At 36.8% G+C, this 15450-nt stretch carries 12 protein-coding genes; 10 read left to right on the top strand and 2 right to left on the bottom strand.

The genetic code is table 11. The annotated features are described in order from the left end of the window. The first annotated feature begins 7 nt into the window (after positions 1–7). From QNH17_RS18545 to QNH17_RS18530, 4 genes are all read left to right on the top strand, one after another. Positions 8–814, top strand: coding sequence for a transporter substrate-binding domain-containing protein (locus QNH17_RS18545; protein WP_283874224.1), 807 nt, complete (start codon positions 8–10; stop codon positions 812–814). 88 nt (positions 815–902) lie between these two features. Further along, entirely contained in the window at positions 903–1541 is a 639-nt protein-coding gene (locus QNH17_RS18540) for an amino acid ABC transporter permease (protein ID WP_283879538.1), read from the top strand. Positions 1542–1553: 12 nt separating this feature from the next. Continuing rightward, positions 1554–2216 (top strand): amino acid ABC transporter permease, encoded by a 663-nt coding sequence (locus QNH17_RS18535; RefSeq protein ID WP_283874223.1) that lies wholly within the window; start codon positions 1554–1556, stop codon positions 2214–2216. A 185-nt stretch (positions 2217–2401) separates the two neighbouring features. Then, positions 2402–6355, top strand: coding sequence for a S8 family serine peptidase (locus QNH17_RS18530; RefSeq protein ID WP_283874222.1), 3954 nt, complete (start codon positions 2402–2404; stop codon positions 6353–6355). Between the two features lie 114 nt (positions 6356–6469). On the opposite strand, the gene QNH17_RS18525 is transcribed toward QNH17_RS18530, so the two are convergent. Further along, positions 6470–6655, bottom strand: a complete 186-nt coding sequence (locus QNH17_RS18525; protein ID WP_144548516.1) for a hypothetical protein — start codon at positions 6653–6655, stop codon at positions 6470–6472. A 429-nt stretch (positions 6656–7084) separates the two neighbouring features. On the opposite strand from QNH17_RS18525, the gene QNH17_RS18520 reads away from it, so the two are divergent. Next, entirely contained in the window at positions 7085–7273 is a 189-nt protein-coding gene (locus QNH17_RS18520; protein WP_144548515.1) for a Fur-regulated basic protein FbpA, read from the top strand. Positions 7274–7379: 106 nt separating this feature from the next. Beyond that, the gene (locus QNH17_RS18515; protein WP_283874220.1) at positions 7380–7928 is read left to right on the top strand and encodes an NADPH-dependent FMN reductase; all 549 of its coding nucleotides are present in this window, start codon (positions 7380–7382) and stop codon (positions 7926–7928) included. 171 nt (positions 7929–8099) lie between these two features. Here the strand turns inward: QNH17_RS18515 and QNH17_RS18510 are convergent, their stop codons facing one another. Next, positions 8100–8963, bottom strand: coding sequence for an SDR family oxidoreductase (locus tag QNH17_RS18510; RefSeq protein ID WP_283874218.1), 864 nt, complete (start codon positions 8961–8963; stop codon positions 8100–8102). 218 nt (positions 8964–9181) lie between these two features. Between QNH17_RS18510 and QNH17_RS18505 the strand changes: the two genes are divergently transcribed. The 4 genes from QNH17_RS18505 (at position 9182) to QNH17_RS18490 (ending at position 15446) form a co-directional block, all read left to right on the top strand. After that, positions 9182–9622, top strand: a complete 441-nt coding sequence (locus tag QNH17_RS18505; RefSeq protein ID WP_283874215.1) for an Rrf2 family transcriptional regulator — start codon at positions 9182–9184, stop codon at positions 9620–9622. A gap of 232 nt (positions 9623–9854) precedes the next feature. Continuing rightward, positions 9855–12590 carry a response regulator gene (locus QNH17_RS18500; RefSeq protein ID WP_283874213.1) on the top strand — a complete coding sequence of 912 codons (2736 nt, stop codon included), beginning with the start codon at positions 9855–9857 and terminating at the stop codon, positions 12588–12590. Positions 12591–12595: 5 nt separating this feature from the next. Continuing rightward, a complete protein-coding gene (locus QNH17_RS18495; protein WP_283874211.1) occupies positions 12596–13441 on the top strand; it encodes a CheR family methyltransferase in 846 nt (281 codons plus the stop codon). 28 nt (positions 13442–13469) lie between these two features. Then, a complete protein-coding gene (locus QNH17_RS18490; protein ID WP_481858630.1) occupies positions 13470–15446 on the top strand; it encodes a PAS domain S-box protein in 1977 nt (658 codons plus the stop codon). Positions 15447–15450: the final 4 nt, after the last annotated feature.

Genomic DNA, 15450 nt, shown 5'->3' with positions numbered 1-15450 from the left:
TAAAGGAATGTTCAAAACAAAAAATTTCATGAAAATGGCGTTAGTAACCACAATGGCTGCTTTGTTTCTCGCCGGCTGCGGTGGGGACAAGGACTCTAAAGGTAGCAGCAAGGATGTCCTTGCCCAGATTAAAGAGGAGAAAAAAATTGTCTTTGGTGTAAAACATGACACTCGTTTGTTTGGGTTAAAAAATCCTTCAACAGGTGAAGTTGAAGGGTTTGATATTGATCTATCTAAAGCCCTTGCAGAAGAAATGTTTGGCAAGGATGTGAAGCCTGAGTACGTCGAGGTGACATCGAAAACTAGGGTCGGACTACTGAATAACGGAAAGGTCGATGCGGTTGTCGCTACCATGACCATCACGGAAGAACGGAAGAAAGAAGTGGATTTTACCGATGTCTATTTTGATGCCGGACAATCCTTGCTGGTGAAAAAAGGAAGTAAGATCCAGAGCATTAAAGACTTAAAGAAAGGAACAAAGGTGCTTGCGGTGAAAGGGTCGACCTCGACGATCAATATTCGTGAGAAAGCTCCTGAAACTACGGTCCTTGAATTCGAAAATTATGCGGAAGCTTTTACCGCGTTAAAGGCCGGTAAAGGGGATGCCCTGACAACGGATGATGCTATTCTTTATGGAATGGCCGAAGAAGATCCTTCTTATGGACTAGTCGGTGGAACATTTACAGAAGAGCCTTACGGAATCGCAGTGAAAAAAGGCAATAAAGCACTTGTCGATGAATTGAATAAAGCATTGAAAAGTCTCAAGGATTCAGGCAAGTACGATGAAATCAAGAATAAATGGATTAAAAATTAATCACATATACCTTGTTTCTCGTCAGGATGAGCAGTAGTCCGGAGGCAAATGACGGGCGTGCTCATCCTGTTTTATGAGGAGGAGATCGATTGTGGATTTTGCGATTCTAACAGATAATATCGAAGCATTTTTGCAAGGATTAAAAATAACGATTATTTCCAGTTTAATCGCTTTATTATCCAGTTTCATTTTAGGTACACTGATTGCAGTCCTGCGGATGGCTCCAATCAAATTTCTTAACTGGCTTGGTACGGCATATGTTGAATTTATTCGTAATATCCCAGTGCTTGTGATTATCTTCTTTACGTATTTGGCTGGTAACTTTGGCGGGTTGACTGCTGGAACGATTGGACTCTCAATTTATACTGCGGCTTTCATTGCCGAAGCGATTCGGGCAGGAATTATGTCGGTTCCAAAAGGGCAAATGGAAGCTGCCCGTTCAACAGGTTTAAGTTATGGTCAGGCGATGAGAATGGTGATTCTTCCGCAAGCTATAAAAATTGTTATCCCTTCCCTTGGCAATCAATTTCTCAATCTAGTGAAAAATTCATCTTTGCTGGCTGTCGTGGCGGGCGGGGATTTAATGTATCAAGGGGATTTAATTTCGGCAAAGACATATGTAACCTTTGATACGTATGTTTTCGTTGCCTTATTTTATTTGATTTTGACAGTCCCGTTAAGTATAGGTGTAGGATTTTTAGAAAAACACATGGCTCGAAGTAATTAAGGAGGTGCTGAGATGGATTTTCTAGCACCGTTCGTTGAAGTATATACCTTGGACCATTTTAAATTTTTGCTGGACGGATTTTGGGTCACTTTAAAAGTAGCAGCCATTTCGATTGTGCTCAGCTTTCTATTTGGTGGTCTCATTGGCACGCTCCGATATGCGCGCATTCCCTTTGTTTCTAAATTATTGGCCCTGGTTGTCGAGACGATTAGGAATCTTCCCTTGCTGCTCATCATTTTCTTTACTTATTTTGCTTTACCCGAAATCGGGATTGAAATGGAAGTAACAACTGCGGCGATTGCCGCTTTGACGGTATTTGAATCCGCAATGTTATCAGAGATTATCCGAGGCGGCCTAAATTCGATTGAAAAAGGTCAAATTGAGGCAGGACGGGCGTCTGGATTGACCTACATCCAGACATTACGTTATATCATCATTCCACAGGCGCTGAGAAGAATGGTTCCTCCAATCGTCAGTCAATTTATTTCATTACTCAAAGATACATCGTTAGCTGTCGTCATTGCTTTGCCAGATTTATTGCACAATGGACAAATTATATATGCACAAAAAGGATCGTTTGTGATACCTATTTTTATCATCATGGCGCTCATGTACTTTATCGTGAATTATGCCTTGTCACTGGTTGCCCGAAGGTTAGAAGAAAAGCAGACGTAAGAGATTCGGCTCAGTAATTGGGCCGGATTTTTATTATTTGAAAATACTACTATAATACATTTTTTGACATAAAAGCGAGAAATTTGTCGCACGAAATATATACTATATATTGGTAGGAAAATATTGTATAATTCTTCTAGTATAGATAATATTTTCTATAAATCTAGTAAAAAGAGGTGCATGAATTGAAGAAAAAAACACTTTTGTCTTTACCAGTTTCCGCCTTTCTGTTAGCATCAACAATTTTCACAGGAACAGGGCAGGCATCTGCACAATCAGGACCTACTAAGGTCGTATCTGGTGAAAATCAGGTTAACTCTAGTAAAATCCTTAGAAAAAGCCAAATGAAAGAAGTAAAAACAGAGAATAAAAAGGTTTCAATTAACAGGAAGACACAAAATAACTTAGTAACAGAGATTAAGGAAAAATTGAATAATGAAGAATCACAAAGTAAGAATAAATATCAAACAGGCGAATTAATCATTAAATATAAGAAAAAAGTGACTTCTGGAGAAATTAGTACACTTCAAAAGAAATTTTCATTAAAATCGACGAAGAAAATAAAATCTTTAAATGCAGAAGTTGTAAAAATTCCTTCTGGTCAAAGTATGAGTGATTACATAAGTTCACTAAAAAAAGATTCAACAATCGAATCGGTTCAACCTAACTACAAATATAATCCTTCCGATATCAACAACACTCCTAACTATTATGATCAATTATGGGGCTTGGACAATAAAGGACAAGCTATCAAAGAGATTAATGGATTAGCAGATAAAGATGTAGATGCACCAGAAGGATGGGACAAATTTAGTTCAACCCTGCCAGAAGTGGTTGTCGGTGTCATTGATACGGGCGTTGATATCAATCACCCTGATTTAAAAGGGAAAATTTGGACCAACACAAAAGAAATACCTGGCAATAATATCGACGATGACCACAACGGCTATATTGACGATATCCATGGATGGGATTTTTATAATGATGATAACACCGTTTATGATGCACTAGAAGGGGATGAGCACGGTACACATGTCTCAGGAACCATTGCTGCGGCCTCAGAAGGAGCAAATATAAGTGAAAATAAAGGTGTCATCGGTGTGGCCCCAAATGTGAAAATTTTACCAATAAAATTTTTAGGTCCTGACGGGGGAACAACAGCTGATGCCATCGAGGCCATTGCGTATGCAAAATCGATGGGAGTAAAAATAACGAATAACAGTTGGGGCGGAGAAGAATATGACCCCTTACTAGAAGAAGCCATCGCAAATAGTGGTAGTTTATTTGTCGCCGCTGCCGGAAATGATGGAATGGATAATGATGAGGGCGGAGCTTATCCTGCTAGTTTTGAAAGTGCAAATATATTAGCAGTTGCTGCAGTTGATAACAAGGGTAAACTAGCACCATTCTCCAATTATGGCTACAATGCTGTTGATGTGGCTGCACCTGGTGTGGACATTTTAAGTACCGTTCCTAAATTCCCACTGGATGAGTTGACAAAAGCATTGAATATTGACAAGCCAGGAGCATCAGCACAAACCACTGGGGACAATTACAAAGCGATTTTTGATGGCATTGGGTATGAAAAAATTTCCGAGACACAAAGGCAAGACGCTTTTGACAAAGCATTAAGTTATTTAGAATTGATTGATCCGTCTAGTAACATTCTGCTTGTCCAAGATGATGAAAGTGATCTTGCAGACTTATTTAAGGACGAGCCTGATCTGCGTGCCCTATTTAAAAACTATTTGCCAATTTATCAAAAACTATTGGCTAATCATTCTTTAGTAAAAACGGTTACGCTTAGTTCCGATTCATCTCTATCTGATAACCTGAATAGTAGTGACTTATCATCCTACGATGGGGTCATTTGGTTTACAGGAAATGGTCTTGGCTTTTTTTCTGAGGAAGGAACAACATTAACCACTAAAGATACCGATCTATTAAAAACTTACCTTACTGGTGGGGGGAAATTGTTGGTATCTGGACAGAATGCACTATCTGGCCAAGAGAAATCACCACTTGTTAAGGATTATTTGCATTTAAATGTTTTTACTGATATGGGACCTGGTTTGGATGTAGAAGGTCTATCTGGTGGAATCTATGAAAATAGTAAATATGATGTGGATCGATTTGATACACCTTTCTATTTTGCTGATTATGTAACTTCCAATGATCCAAAGACGATCATAAATTCTAAGTATGTTTCTGATTATTCACAGGCATATGATTACTATAGCGGAACGTCTATGGCAACCCCTCATACAACAGGAATAGCTGCTACTTTACTAGGATTACGTCCAAACATGTCTCCTGAAATGCTAAAGTTGTATACAAGCACAAAGGGAAAGAGCCAAGAGTCACTAAAAGGTCTAGTTAACAGTGGAAAACTTGTGAGCACATTAAATCTAGATAACTTTGATGATAATGAAACTCCAGGACTTCCGTTAGAAAAAAGTGTATTAAATGACAGTTTGGAAGCTACTACAGATAAAAACGATGTTTTTGCCTTTTCCTTAAAAGAGGGTGAAGCAATATCCCTATCTCTGAATGGCGTTTCAGGTACTGACTTTGATTTGTATGTTTATGACGGTTCAACAACGAGTATAAATAATACGAGTGGAATGATTGCTTTTTCTGAGAATGAAAATACATCTAATGAATCGATTAAGTTTACTGCTCCTAGAACAGGCATTTATTATGTTAATGTCTATGCCTACAAAGGTGCAGGCAACTACAAGCTATTCACTGGTAATTTTGGAGGATCGTATGAGGATGATTCAAACTCCATGACTTTCTTAGGAGAATGGATGCCAGCATTTAATCCAGAGTATTCTGGGGAATCGGCAATGGCCCTTAATTCAAAAGGAGAAGTAAGCTTTTCTTTTGTTGGTTACAGCTTTGAGTGGCAAGGGTTTAAAAATCCTACACAAGGAATTGCCGATATTTATATCGACGGCGTTAAAATTGCATCTCCATCACTGTATTCGAGTACATTTAAAGCAAAACAAACGATCTTTAAAAAGGAATATACATCTTATGGCAGACACACGGTAAAAATTGTCTGGACCGGAAATAGTGATCCTGCTTCGAGAAAAAGTGCTTCTGGGATCAATCTTGATAAATTAATCGTAAGTAGTAATCCTGTGACATTAAATGCCTACTATGATAAGGACAAGAAATCTCCTGTTATTACATGGGCAGCTGTATCATGGGCGGAATCCTACAGCATTTATCGCAAAGAGTCCTCAAAAGCAGACTATGTACAAATTAATACAAACCCGATAACTACCGCAAGTTATACAGATACTACTGCAGTGCCAGGAAAATCATATTCCTACTCTGTCGTCATTAATACAAAAGAGAAAATGGAGACGCCATTTTCAGGAGCTGCCACTTTTGTTTATGATGATGATATAAAAGGAAGTTTACCATTGGCAGGGACCGTGAAGGGAAGTCTAAATCCTAACACCAAAGACGTATATGACGTTTGGTCTAAACGCTTGGATCAAGGCAAAACCTATGAAATTACTTTAACGGGGCCTTCAGGTACCAATTTTGATCTTTCTTTATTTAATATGGGCACATCTACCATTTATGGTACGTCTGCCTTGAAAAAATCAAATGGTACAGCATCAGTTGAAAAGATCGTTTTTAAACCAGGGAAATCGGGACTGTATTATATCGTTCCCGCTGCTGTTAAAGGGTTAGGGCAATATAGTTTAACTGTTTCGGTCCAAACGACAAAATTAGTTGAAAATACAGATTCAACGATTAAATATTCTGGCTCTTGGTCGAAGCTGAACTATTCCAGCGCTTCTGGACACAGTCTAAATCAAACCAAAGGGAGTTCTGGATCCCTTGAATACTCATTTACCGGAACTGGAATCACACTGTATGCATTAAAATATAAGAATATGGGAAAAGCTGATATTTACATTGACGGAGTGAAAGTAAAGCAAATCGACCTGTACTCCGCTAGCCACAAGTACAAAGCGAATGTTTTTGAAACGCAAAGTCTCGCCAATAAGTCACACAAAATTAAGATTGTCGCTACTGGCAAGAAGACCAATGCTGCAAAAGGTGCATTTATAAATATCGATGCGCTAAAAGTAACGGAGTTTACATTAGTTAAATAATTAAACAAAAATCCTGATGGCCATATTGAAGGCATCAGGATTTTTGTTGATAAGAAATATTCAAAAAGAAAAGAAGGTAAGTTTCACCTTCTTCATTCATGGGTATATTTAGATTTAGCTTCGCTGTATCGTAGATGTTGAGAAGCTTTTTACCATCTTTTGTAGGTTTCGATGGCCTTCTCTTAATTTTATTGTTTCTTCGATAATTTTTTGGAAGCCTTCCAAATCCCGATCAGTTGCATTTAATAAAGACTTGGGTAGACCTTCGACGATTTGTTGTAGGGTTAATTCCATATTCAAGCAAAATGACCACCTTTCAACTTATTCGTTAGACATCCGTTTCGTCTTCTTTATTATTTTTGTAACGAGAGGTATTTTTCCTGCTAACACGGTATAAAACTTATCTACAATAATCCTCAAATTTCAATAAGAATAGGAGAATTATTTCTAAATCGGACAAATTAAGACGGAAAATCATAAGGTAACAATGCTATTTGTAGAAAAATTTTAGTTTTAAAAGTAAAATTCAACGCATCATACATAAAAGTTTTAAAGGTTAACGATCACATTAAAATTTGATAAAGAGTTTTTTACCAAAAATGCAACTTTTTTACTTTTATTAATGCTAATTTACAATTCCTTTAAAAATCAATAAATACACGCTCAATCGACAAATTCTTAAAAAATCTCATTTATAATTGCCTATGGAAAGGAGTTGTTAGCCTTCTTATGAACAATATCCAACGAATTTCTGCTCATCAAAAAAGGCAATATTTAATAAATAAACTCATTAGTTTCGGAATTTATAAAAAAAATAATAAACATCTCTATGAATGGACTTTGTGTGAATTAGAAGCTGAGTATCAAAATTTCGAACCAAATGGATTGGAGATTAGTAGCAATCTTCAACTGAAGTAATTAAAAATACATTATTTGGAATTTATGCAAGCAGGAATGTTGTAGAAAGAAGTTTCATTAACTATAGTGAAATATATGGTAATTAATAATACTTCGGAGGTTTATCATGAAAATCGTTACAATTGTAGGTAGTTTAAGAAAAGAATCGTATAACATGCAACTTGCAAAAACAATTCAAGATCGTTACAAGGATAAAATGGATATTGAAATCGCAGACATCCGTTCTCTCCCATATTTTGACCAAGATGAGGAGAATAACCCAACAGAAGCAGTAAAGGAATTTAAGGAGGCAATCGCAAGTGCTGATGGCGTTCTCATCATTACTCCAGAATACAATTGGTCCATTCCTGGTGTGTTAAAGAACGCATTAGATTGGGCATCAAGGGTAGACAAGGTTTTCATTGGTAAACCTGTAATGGCATTAGGCGTAACCCTCGGCCTGCTCGGAACTGTACGTGCTCAAATGCATTTACGTGAAATTCTAGCAGCACCTGGTATTCAGGCTAAGATCCTTCCTCCAGGAGGAAATGAGGTACTGATTGGTCTAGCGAATCAAAAGTTTGATGAACAAACTGGTCAGTTGGTTGATCAAAATACACTAAGTTTCTTAGATAGCAAAGTAGATGCATTTATTGATTTTGTACAATCTGTTTAATCTACCTATTGATGAAGGAACCTTACATGACCAAGATAGATTTAGACATGGTACGTATCTAAACCAAAACTAAATCATTGAACAATCGGCCTTGCTTGTTTCTTTTCATAATAAAACCGACCACTCTATATAGAAGAGGGTCGGTTTTTAAGTTAGCTTCAATTAGGTTTATTAAGATAAACTTTTAACGATTTGAGTTAATCCCACACTAATTGGTGTAACTGGACGTCCAAGGAGTTTCTCCAAATCGTTGCTCTCCACTGCTAATGTACCTTCCCGAATGCCTTTCTGGATATCGACAAGAAAAGGAAGTAGGAAATCTGGTACGCCAGCGCCTTTCATAATGTCAGTGTAAGTGGAATCATCTACTTGATGTACAGGGACTTCTTTACCCAATACAGTTCCAACTGCAGCTGCAATTTCTTCCTGTGTCAATAACTTACCAGAAAGTTCGTAAATAGTGTTTTCGTGCCCGTTACCTGATAAGACCACTGCCGCTGCCTCCGCATAATCTTGTTGCAATGCCCAGCCAACTTTTCCATCACCTGCTGAAGTCACCCAAGGGGCTCCTGCAAGTACGCCCTGAATGCTTGAACTTTCATTCTCCAAGTACCAATTGTTGCGTAAGAAAGAATAAGGAATGCCTGTTTTTACAATCGCTTCTTCCGTTGCCTTATGGGTTGGAGCAAGGAAGTTTTTACTTTCCTTTGCATTGGCAAGACTTGTATAAGCAATAAATTTAACTCCAGCACGCTCTGCTGCTGCTACAGCATCCGTGTGCTGTCTAATTCTGGTTTCATTGTCGCCATCTGCAGAAATAATTAATAGCCGATCAATCCCTGAAAAAGCAGCATCCAATGTGTCAGGACGGTCAAAATCTCCCTGACGAACGTCCACGCCTCGAGCCCGTAATCCTTCTGCTTTTTCTGGGTTACGAACACTAACAGCTAGTTGATTTGCTGGTACAGTTTTCAATAAAGTTTCAACGACTTTGGTCCCAAATTTTCCTGTTGCCCCTGTTACTAATATTTTCATTATTTGTTACCTCCAATTATTTTTAATAGCTTGCCTAGAATCAATTTTTACTTGTATCTAATTTGAATACCTGTATTCATAATAGATACATCTAATGTTTTTGTCAACGATTTTATATATCTTTTTTATTGCCTAAGAATTTTGTATAATAAGTTGTAATCAATTTAAATACATGTAATGTGTATTAAATGTGATCAAATAGTAAGAAGGTGAATGAAATGTCAATCAGCAGCCGATTTTCCGTGGGTATTCATATATTGGCTCTTATTGAATTAAATAAAGAGGGCACCAGCTCGTCGGAATTTTTAGCAGACAGCGTAAATACGAACCCAACTTTGATAAGAAAAATTATGGGGATGTTAAAAAAAGCAGGGTTAATCGTCGTACAACCGGGAATAGCAGGAGCAAAACTAGCAAAGGAACCATCATATATAACATTGCTTGACGTTTATAAGGCGGTAGACGTGGTCCATGAAAAAGAATTGTTTAGTGTCCATGAAAATTCACACCCTAATTGCCCTGTAGGAAGGAACATTCAAGATTCAATTACTCCTATATTGTCAGCAGCTCAATTAGCGATGGAAAAAGTACTCGGAAATGTAACTATTGAAGACATTGTTAAGGATATTGTTGAAAAAGAAAAATTTAATGTCATATAAAATATAAAATATAAAATGAACTAATCATCATTTTAGATTCTTAAAAACGCCAACTCATTGTATCCATCCAATTGGTTGGCGTTTTTACTCTAATTTGGTGAAAAGATGTGAATCATTTTTATCTGTAGACGATAATAATGACTTCAAGTAAAATAAGAAAATATGTAAGTTAAATAAGAAGGTTTTGTGATTTAAATATTCTATTTTTTTCGATAACTATGAAGGAGTTCTTATGAAATTTAAAACAAAACTTTATACAAGTATTGGGTCCTTGCTGCTGCTATTTTTTATTATCGCTATCATTTTAATGAACATGCTCAAACAAACGACAGTTAATATGAACGTTGTTGTAAATGATTTAAATGAAAGAATCGAAATGGCTTCCGAGATTAAATACGAGACTTCAAGAATCGGTCTTGAGCTAACCTCGATATTAACAGTCCATGGAAATGATATCCAATTAGATACAACGAATTCTTGGGAAGATTCCCATACCAATTTACAATCTGCAATTGATTCACTAGAAAAAATGGACAAGCAAGAAAAATCAAAAGAACTAATCGCAAAATATAAAACATTGTATGACCAGTATTTAACTATGGGTCAACAAGCTATATCAACAAAAAAACTAAATCCGGCAATGGAAATTCCAGCTGTCTTTTGGACTGATTCCGAACTGATTAGGCAAAGAATGAATCAAATTGCTGATCTTCTCTATGGATTGCAAGAACAAAAGATGAAAGATGAACTATTAAGATCTAAAGATACATACAACTGGGCTGTCAGCATCATATACATTTACCTTGCCATTGCCTTATGTATTGGCATTGTTTTTACGATTTGGATTATTAGAGGTATTACAAATAACCTTAACAACATAACAGAAGTGATGAAAAGTGCTATCACAAGTGATTTTAGTTCATTACCCCGAATTAAGATTTCCACGAAGGGTGAATTAGGTGAAATCGCTGTCGCATTTAATAAAATGGCACATGCACTAGAGGAACAAAGTAAGCTAGAGAAGCAATTAATAGAAGAAGCAGAAAATCAAAGTTGGCTTAATGCAAAAATTGCTGAAATAGCCACCATCTATCCTGAAGTTGAAAATGTTTCTATGTTAGCACAATTGTTAATTACAAAGCTCGTCCCAATGGTAGGAGCAACTTGCGGAGTTTTCTATGTAAAGGAAGTGGAAGAGAGAGAGCAGTATTTAAGAAAGATATCTGCCTATGCTTCACTGGATAATAAAGATTATATGCGGTTTCGTTTTGGAGAGGGTCTTATCGGCCAATGCGCACTTGAAAAACGTTCTATCTTACTAACCAATGTTCCAGATCATTACGTGAAAATAGGATCAGGAACGGGAGTTGGTTCACCCAAAAATATTATTATTTTACCGATTCAATTTGAAAATGATGTACTAGCTGTCATTGAAATTGCATCATTTGAGTCCTTTTGTCCCCTTCAGGTTAAGTTATTGGAAGCAGTAACTAATAATATAGGTATCAAGATAAACAGTTTTGTTAGTCATATGAATGCAGAAAGATTATTGCAAGAATCACAAGCATTGACAGAAGAACTCCAATCTCAATCAGAAGAACTGCAGTTACAACAAGAGGAATTAAGGACGACGAATGAAAAACTTGAGGAGCAGTATATAGCCTCTGAACAAAAGAACAAGGAAATTGAAAAGGTGAGGGAGGCGCTTGAAGAAAAAGCGCAACAATTAGAACTTAGCTCTCAATATAAATCCGAGTTTCTAGCCAATATGTCACACGAGTTAAGAACCCCACTTAATAGTTTGCTAATTTTAGCGCAAATTCTTGCTGAAAACGGAGATGGTAATCTTACCGTTGAACAGGTAGAGTATATTCAGACGATCTACTCATCTGGTAATGATTTACTTCATTTAATTAATGATGTTTTAGATTTGGCGAAGGTGGAGTCAGGAAAATTAGATGTTAATCCTAAAGAGGTAGATCTTCATGATATCGAAGATTTTATCGAAAGACAATTTTCCCCGCTTGCGATTCAGAAAAATGTCCAGTTTTCAATTAAGATGGAATCAAGTTTAGCAGGGACTTTCTATACGGATGAACAACGCTTACAGCAAATTTTAAAAAATCTCCTTTCAAATGCGTTTAAGTTTACTGAACGTGGCAGTGTATTATTAGATATTCGGAAGGAATTAAAAGACGTCAGTGGGCAGTTTTTTGAGGGAGAGACTCGAGCGCAATCGCTGCTTGCTTTCTCCGTAATCGATACAGGAATAGGCATTGATAAGGATAAACAAGAAACAATATTTGATGCCTTTAAACAAGCAGATGGAACGACAAGTCGTCAATATGGAGGCACTGGATTAGGGCTATCCATAAGTCGCGAAATGGCTCAGTTATTAGGTGGATATATAGAGGTCTCTAGTACGAAGGGAAATGGAAGCACCTTTACTTTATATTTGCCATACGATCAATCCAACAGCAAAATAGTAGAAAATACCGCTTTGGCAGAAGCTGCCATAAGTCTGTATGAGGATGATTCCCTCAAAGATTTAGAAGGTCCAATAAAACAAGAGGGCATTTCTTCTTTGAAAAACAAGAAAATTCTCATTGTAGATGATGATATACGAAATGTGTATGCCTTAACCATCGCGCTTGAAAAGTTTGAAATGGATATAATAGTAGCTGAAAATGGCCGTGAAGGGATTGAGGTATTAATGGAAAACCCAGAAACAGACCTCATTTTAATGGACATTATGATGCCTGAGATGGATGGGTTTGAAGCAATAAGGCGTATTCGCCAAATAACTGAATTCCAAACAATACCAATTATCGCCCTTACAGCTAAGGCAATGAAACGCAGCCGAGAAGAATGTTTAGATGCGGGAGCAACCGATTATATCAGTAAGCCAATTGACTTAGACCAGTTATTTTCCTTAATGCAAGTATGGCTGTATAGTAAGGAGGGGTAAAGAATTTGATAAAAAAACCTAATATTCTACAGACAAATGAGATAGAAAGAATTGAAATCGATTTACTGCTTGAGGCCGTTTTTCGATTTTATGGTTATGATTTTCGAAACTATGCCTTTCCTTTTATCCAAAGGAGAATTAACCATCGTGTTCGTAAGGAAAATCTCCCGAGTATATCTGCTTTACAGGAAAAGGTGCTTCGTGATCCGGTTGTCATGGGGGAATTGCTTTCTGATTTCTCGATTAATGTAACAGAGATGTTTCGGGATCCTTCATTTTTTAAGACTTTCCGAACAAAAATCATCCCATTAGTAAAGGATTATCCTGAAATTCGAATTTGGCATGTTGGCTGTTCTTCAGGAGAAGAGGTCTATTCTATGGCTATTCTCTTGCATGAAGAAGGGATTTACGAAAAAACGAGAATATTTGCTACTGATATTAACAAATGTGTTTTAGAAATGGCAAAGCAAGGGACCTTTCCATTAGACAGGATGCAGCTCTACACTAAAAACTATATCGAGGCAGACGGGAAAAGGGCTTTTTCGGAATATTACAAGGCAGTGGATAATAAAGTATTTTTCCATTCCTTTTTGCAAGAAAATGTGGTGTTTGCCCAGCACAATTTAGTAACAGATCAATCGTTTAACGAGTTTGATATTATATTATGCCGAAATGTCTTAATCTATTTTAATAAGGTTCTTCAAAATCATGTCCATACGTTATTATATAAGAGCCTAAGCCCAGCAGGGTTTCTTGGGTTGGGTATAAGAGAGGGGATAAAATTTACAAGTTATGAACACTGTTACGGAGAATTTGACGCATCAGAAAAACTCTATCGAAAAGTTAACTAGTCCCCAGTCTAATAAGGTAAATATATTAATGGTGGATGATCATCCTGAAAATCTATTAGCATTGAAAGCTGTACTTACATCTCCCAATTATCACCTGGTTAGCGCAAATTCAGGCAAAGAAGCGTTAAAATGTATGCTAAAACAAGATTTTGCAGTAATTTTACTAGATGTACAGATGCCTGGGCTAAATGGTTTTGAAACAGCGAAGCTTATTAAAGCAAGGGAAAAAACCAGACATATTCCAATTATCTTTATAACAGCGATTAGTCTAGCTATGGAACATGTGCATGAAGGGTATTCAGTTGGGGCCATTGATTATATTACGAAACCCTTTAATCCAAAAACATTAAAATATAAAATTGAACAATTTGTGAAAATTCACCAAAATCATCAAGAAAATATCGTTCAAACCGATCGAGAACGTAAAGTGGAACTGAATGAAATAAATAAAAAGTTAGATAGAACCACCTTAAATTTACGTCGTACAGAGGCATTATCTAAAGTAATTGGTGAAACAATTGTTGACACGATCCTTACGTTTGACGATCAGGGATCTATTTTATCGGTGAATCCAGCAATAAAAAGCATGTTTGGGTACAGAGCTGAGGAATTAATCGGAAGCCATGTTGAGGGGCTTTTTCTAGAATGGATGGAAACTCATGTCCAAGCTTCTTCGTTTTCTTTCTTATCCTCCATTAAAGAATCCGTAGGCAAGGTGATAGAATCAGTAGCTGTTCGGAAAGATGAAAGTCACTTTCATGCTGACATTCTAATTGGTGAAACCACCATTGAAAATCAAAACATCTTTGTATGTAGCATTCGAGATGTTACAGAAAGAAAGCAGATAGAGGAGATTAAGAAACTTCAATACAATAATATGGAACAAATAGTAGAAAAACGAACGCAAGAACTGATAAGGGCTAATGAGAGACTTCAAAATGAGATCGAGGAACGAGAAAAAATCGCTAGCCATCTGTACCGTTCCCAAGAAAGATTTCGTAAAATCTTTGAATCTAGTCCCTGTTTAATGGCGATTTTTTCTCAGAAGAATTTAACCTTTATTGAAGTAAATACTAGTTGGTTAAACTTTACGGGTTATAGCATAAAAGAGTTGGAGAAACACAAAATAAATGTAAAGAATTTTATTGATGAATCCACAGGAAAACCTATTAATCTGGATCTGAAAATTCGTAATAAGAAAATTAGCTATAAGACGAAAAACGGCGAAATTCGCGATGGATTATTATCGACTGAGATGATTGATATCCATCCGGAACCATGTACGCTTATTGTTTTAACAGATATTACGGACACCGTTCACTTAGAGAAAGAGATGTCCCGCTTAGACCGTTTGAATTTAATCGGTGAGATGGCAGCAGGAATCGCCCATGAAATTAGAAATCCCATGACTACTGTTCAAGGATTTTTACAATTATCAAGGAATGACAGCGCTAATCTATCAGCAGAGATCATTGATTTGATGTTAGACGAATTAACAAGGGCAAACTCCATAATCACAGAATTTCTTAATCTAGCCAAAAACAAGGTTAGTGTGAAGAAAAAGCAAAACTTAAATACGATACTTGAAGCATTATCTCCATTAATTCAAGCAGAAGCTTTTCGGTCAAGCAAACATGTTAAGCTGGAGTTAAATCAGTGTCCGGATATATTCATAGATCAGAAAGAAATCCGTCAACTGATTTTAAACATTGCTCTAAATGGGCTGGATGCCATGTCGTCTAACGGAAAACTTACCATAAAAACCTATACAGAAAATCAGGCCGTCATTTTAGAAATAAAAGATCAGGGTCATGGCATTAGCCCAGAAGTACTACAAAAATTAGGAACACCTTTCTTTACAACGAAGGAGACGGGAACGGGATTAGGTTTGGCTATTTGTTACAGTGTTGCAAAACGACATCATGCCGAAATTGATATCACAACAGGGGATGAGGGAACTGTTTTCTCGATTCGCTTTCAATTAAACTCCAGTCCTAATCAGTGATAGT

This window comes from Neobacillus sp. SuZ13 (genome assembly GCF_030123365.1).
Classification (GTDB): domain Bacteria; phylum Bacillota; class Bacilli; order Bacillales; family Cytobacillaceae; genus Neobacillus.
This window is presented reverse-complemented; position numbering and strand designations above follow the sequence as displayed.

What these genes read in the sequence shown, in the direction of transcription:
- QNH17_RS18545 (WP_283874224.1), top strand. Translation starts at nt 8, where the DNA reads ATGTTCAAAACAAAAAATTTCATGAAAATGGCGTTAGTAACCACAATG.
- QNH17_RS18535 (WP_283874223.1), top strand. Translation starts at nt 1,554, where the DNA reads ATGGATTTTCTAGCACCGTTCGTTGAAGTATATACCTTGGACCATTTT.
- QNH17_RS18520 (WP_144548515.1), top strand. Translation starts at nt 7,085, where the DNA reads ATGAACAATATCCAACGAATTTCTGCTCATCAAAAAAGGCAATATTTA.
- QNH17_RS18515 (WP_283874220.1), top strand. Translation starts at nt 7,380, where the DNA reads ATGAAAATCGTTACAATTGTAGGTAGTTTAAGAAAAGAATCGTATAAC.
- QNH17_RS18510 (WP_283874218.1), bottom strand. Translation starts at nt 8,963, where the DNA reads ATGAAAATATTAGTAACAGGGGCAACAGGAAAATTTGGGACCAAAGTC.
- QNH17_RS18505 (WP_283874215.1), top strand. Translation starts at nt 9,182, where the DNA reads ATGTCAATCAGCAGCCGATTTTCCGTGGGTATTCATATATTGGCTCTT.
- QNH17_RS18500 (WP_283874213.1), top strand. Translation starts at nt 9,855, where the DNA reads ATGAAATTTAAAACAAAACTTTATACAAGTATTGGGTCCTTGCTGCTG.
- QNH17_RS18490 (WP_481858630.1), top strand. Translation starts at nt 13,470, where the DNA reads ATGGTGGATGATCATCCTGAAAATCTATTAGCATTGAAAGCTGTACTT.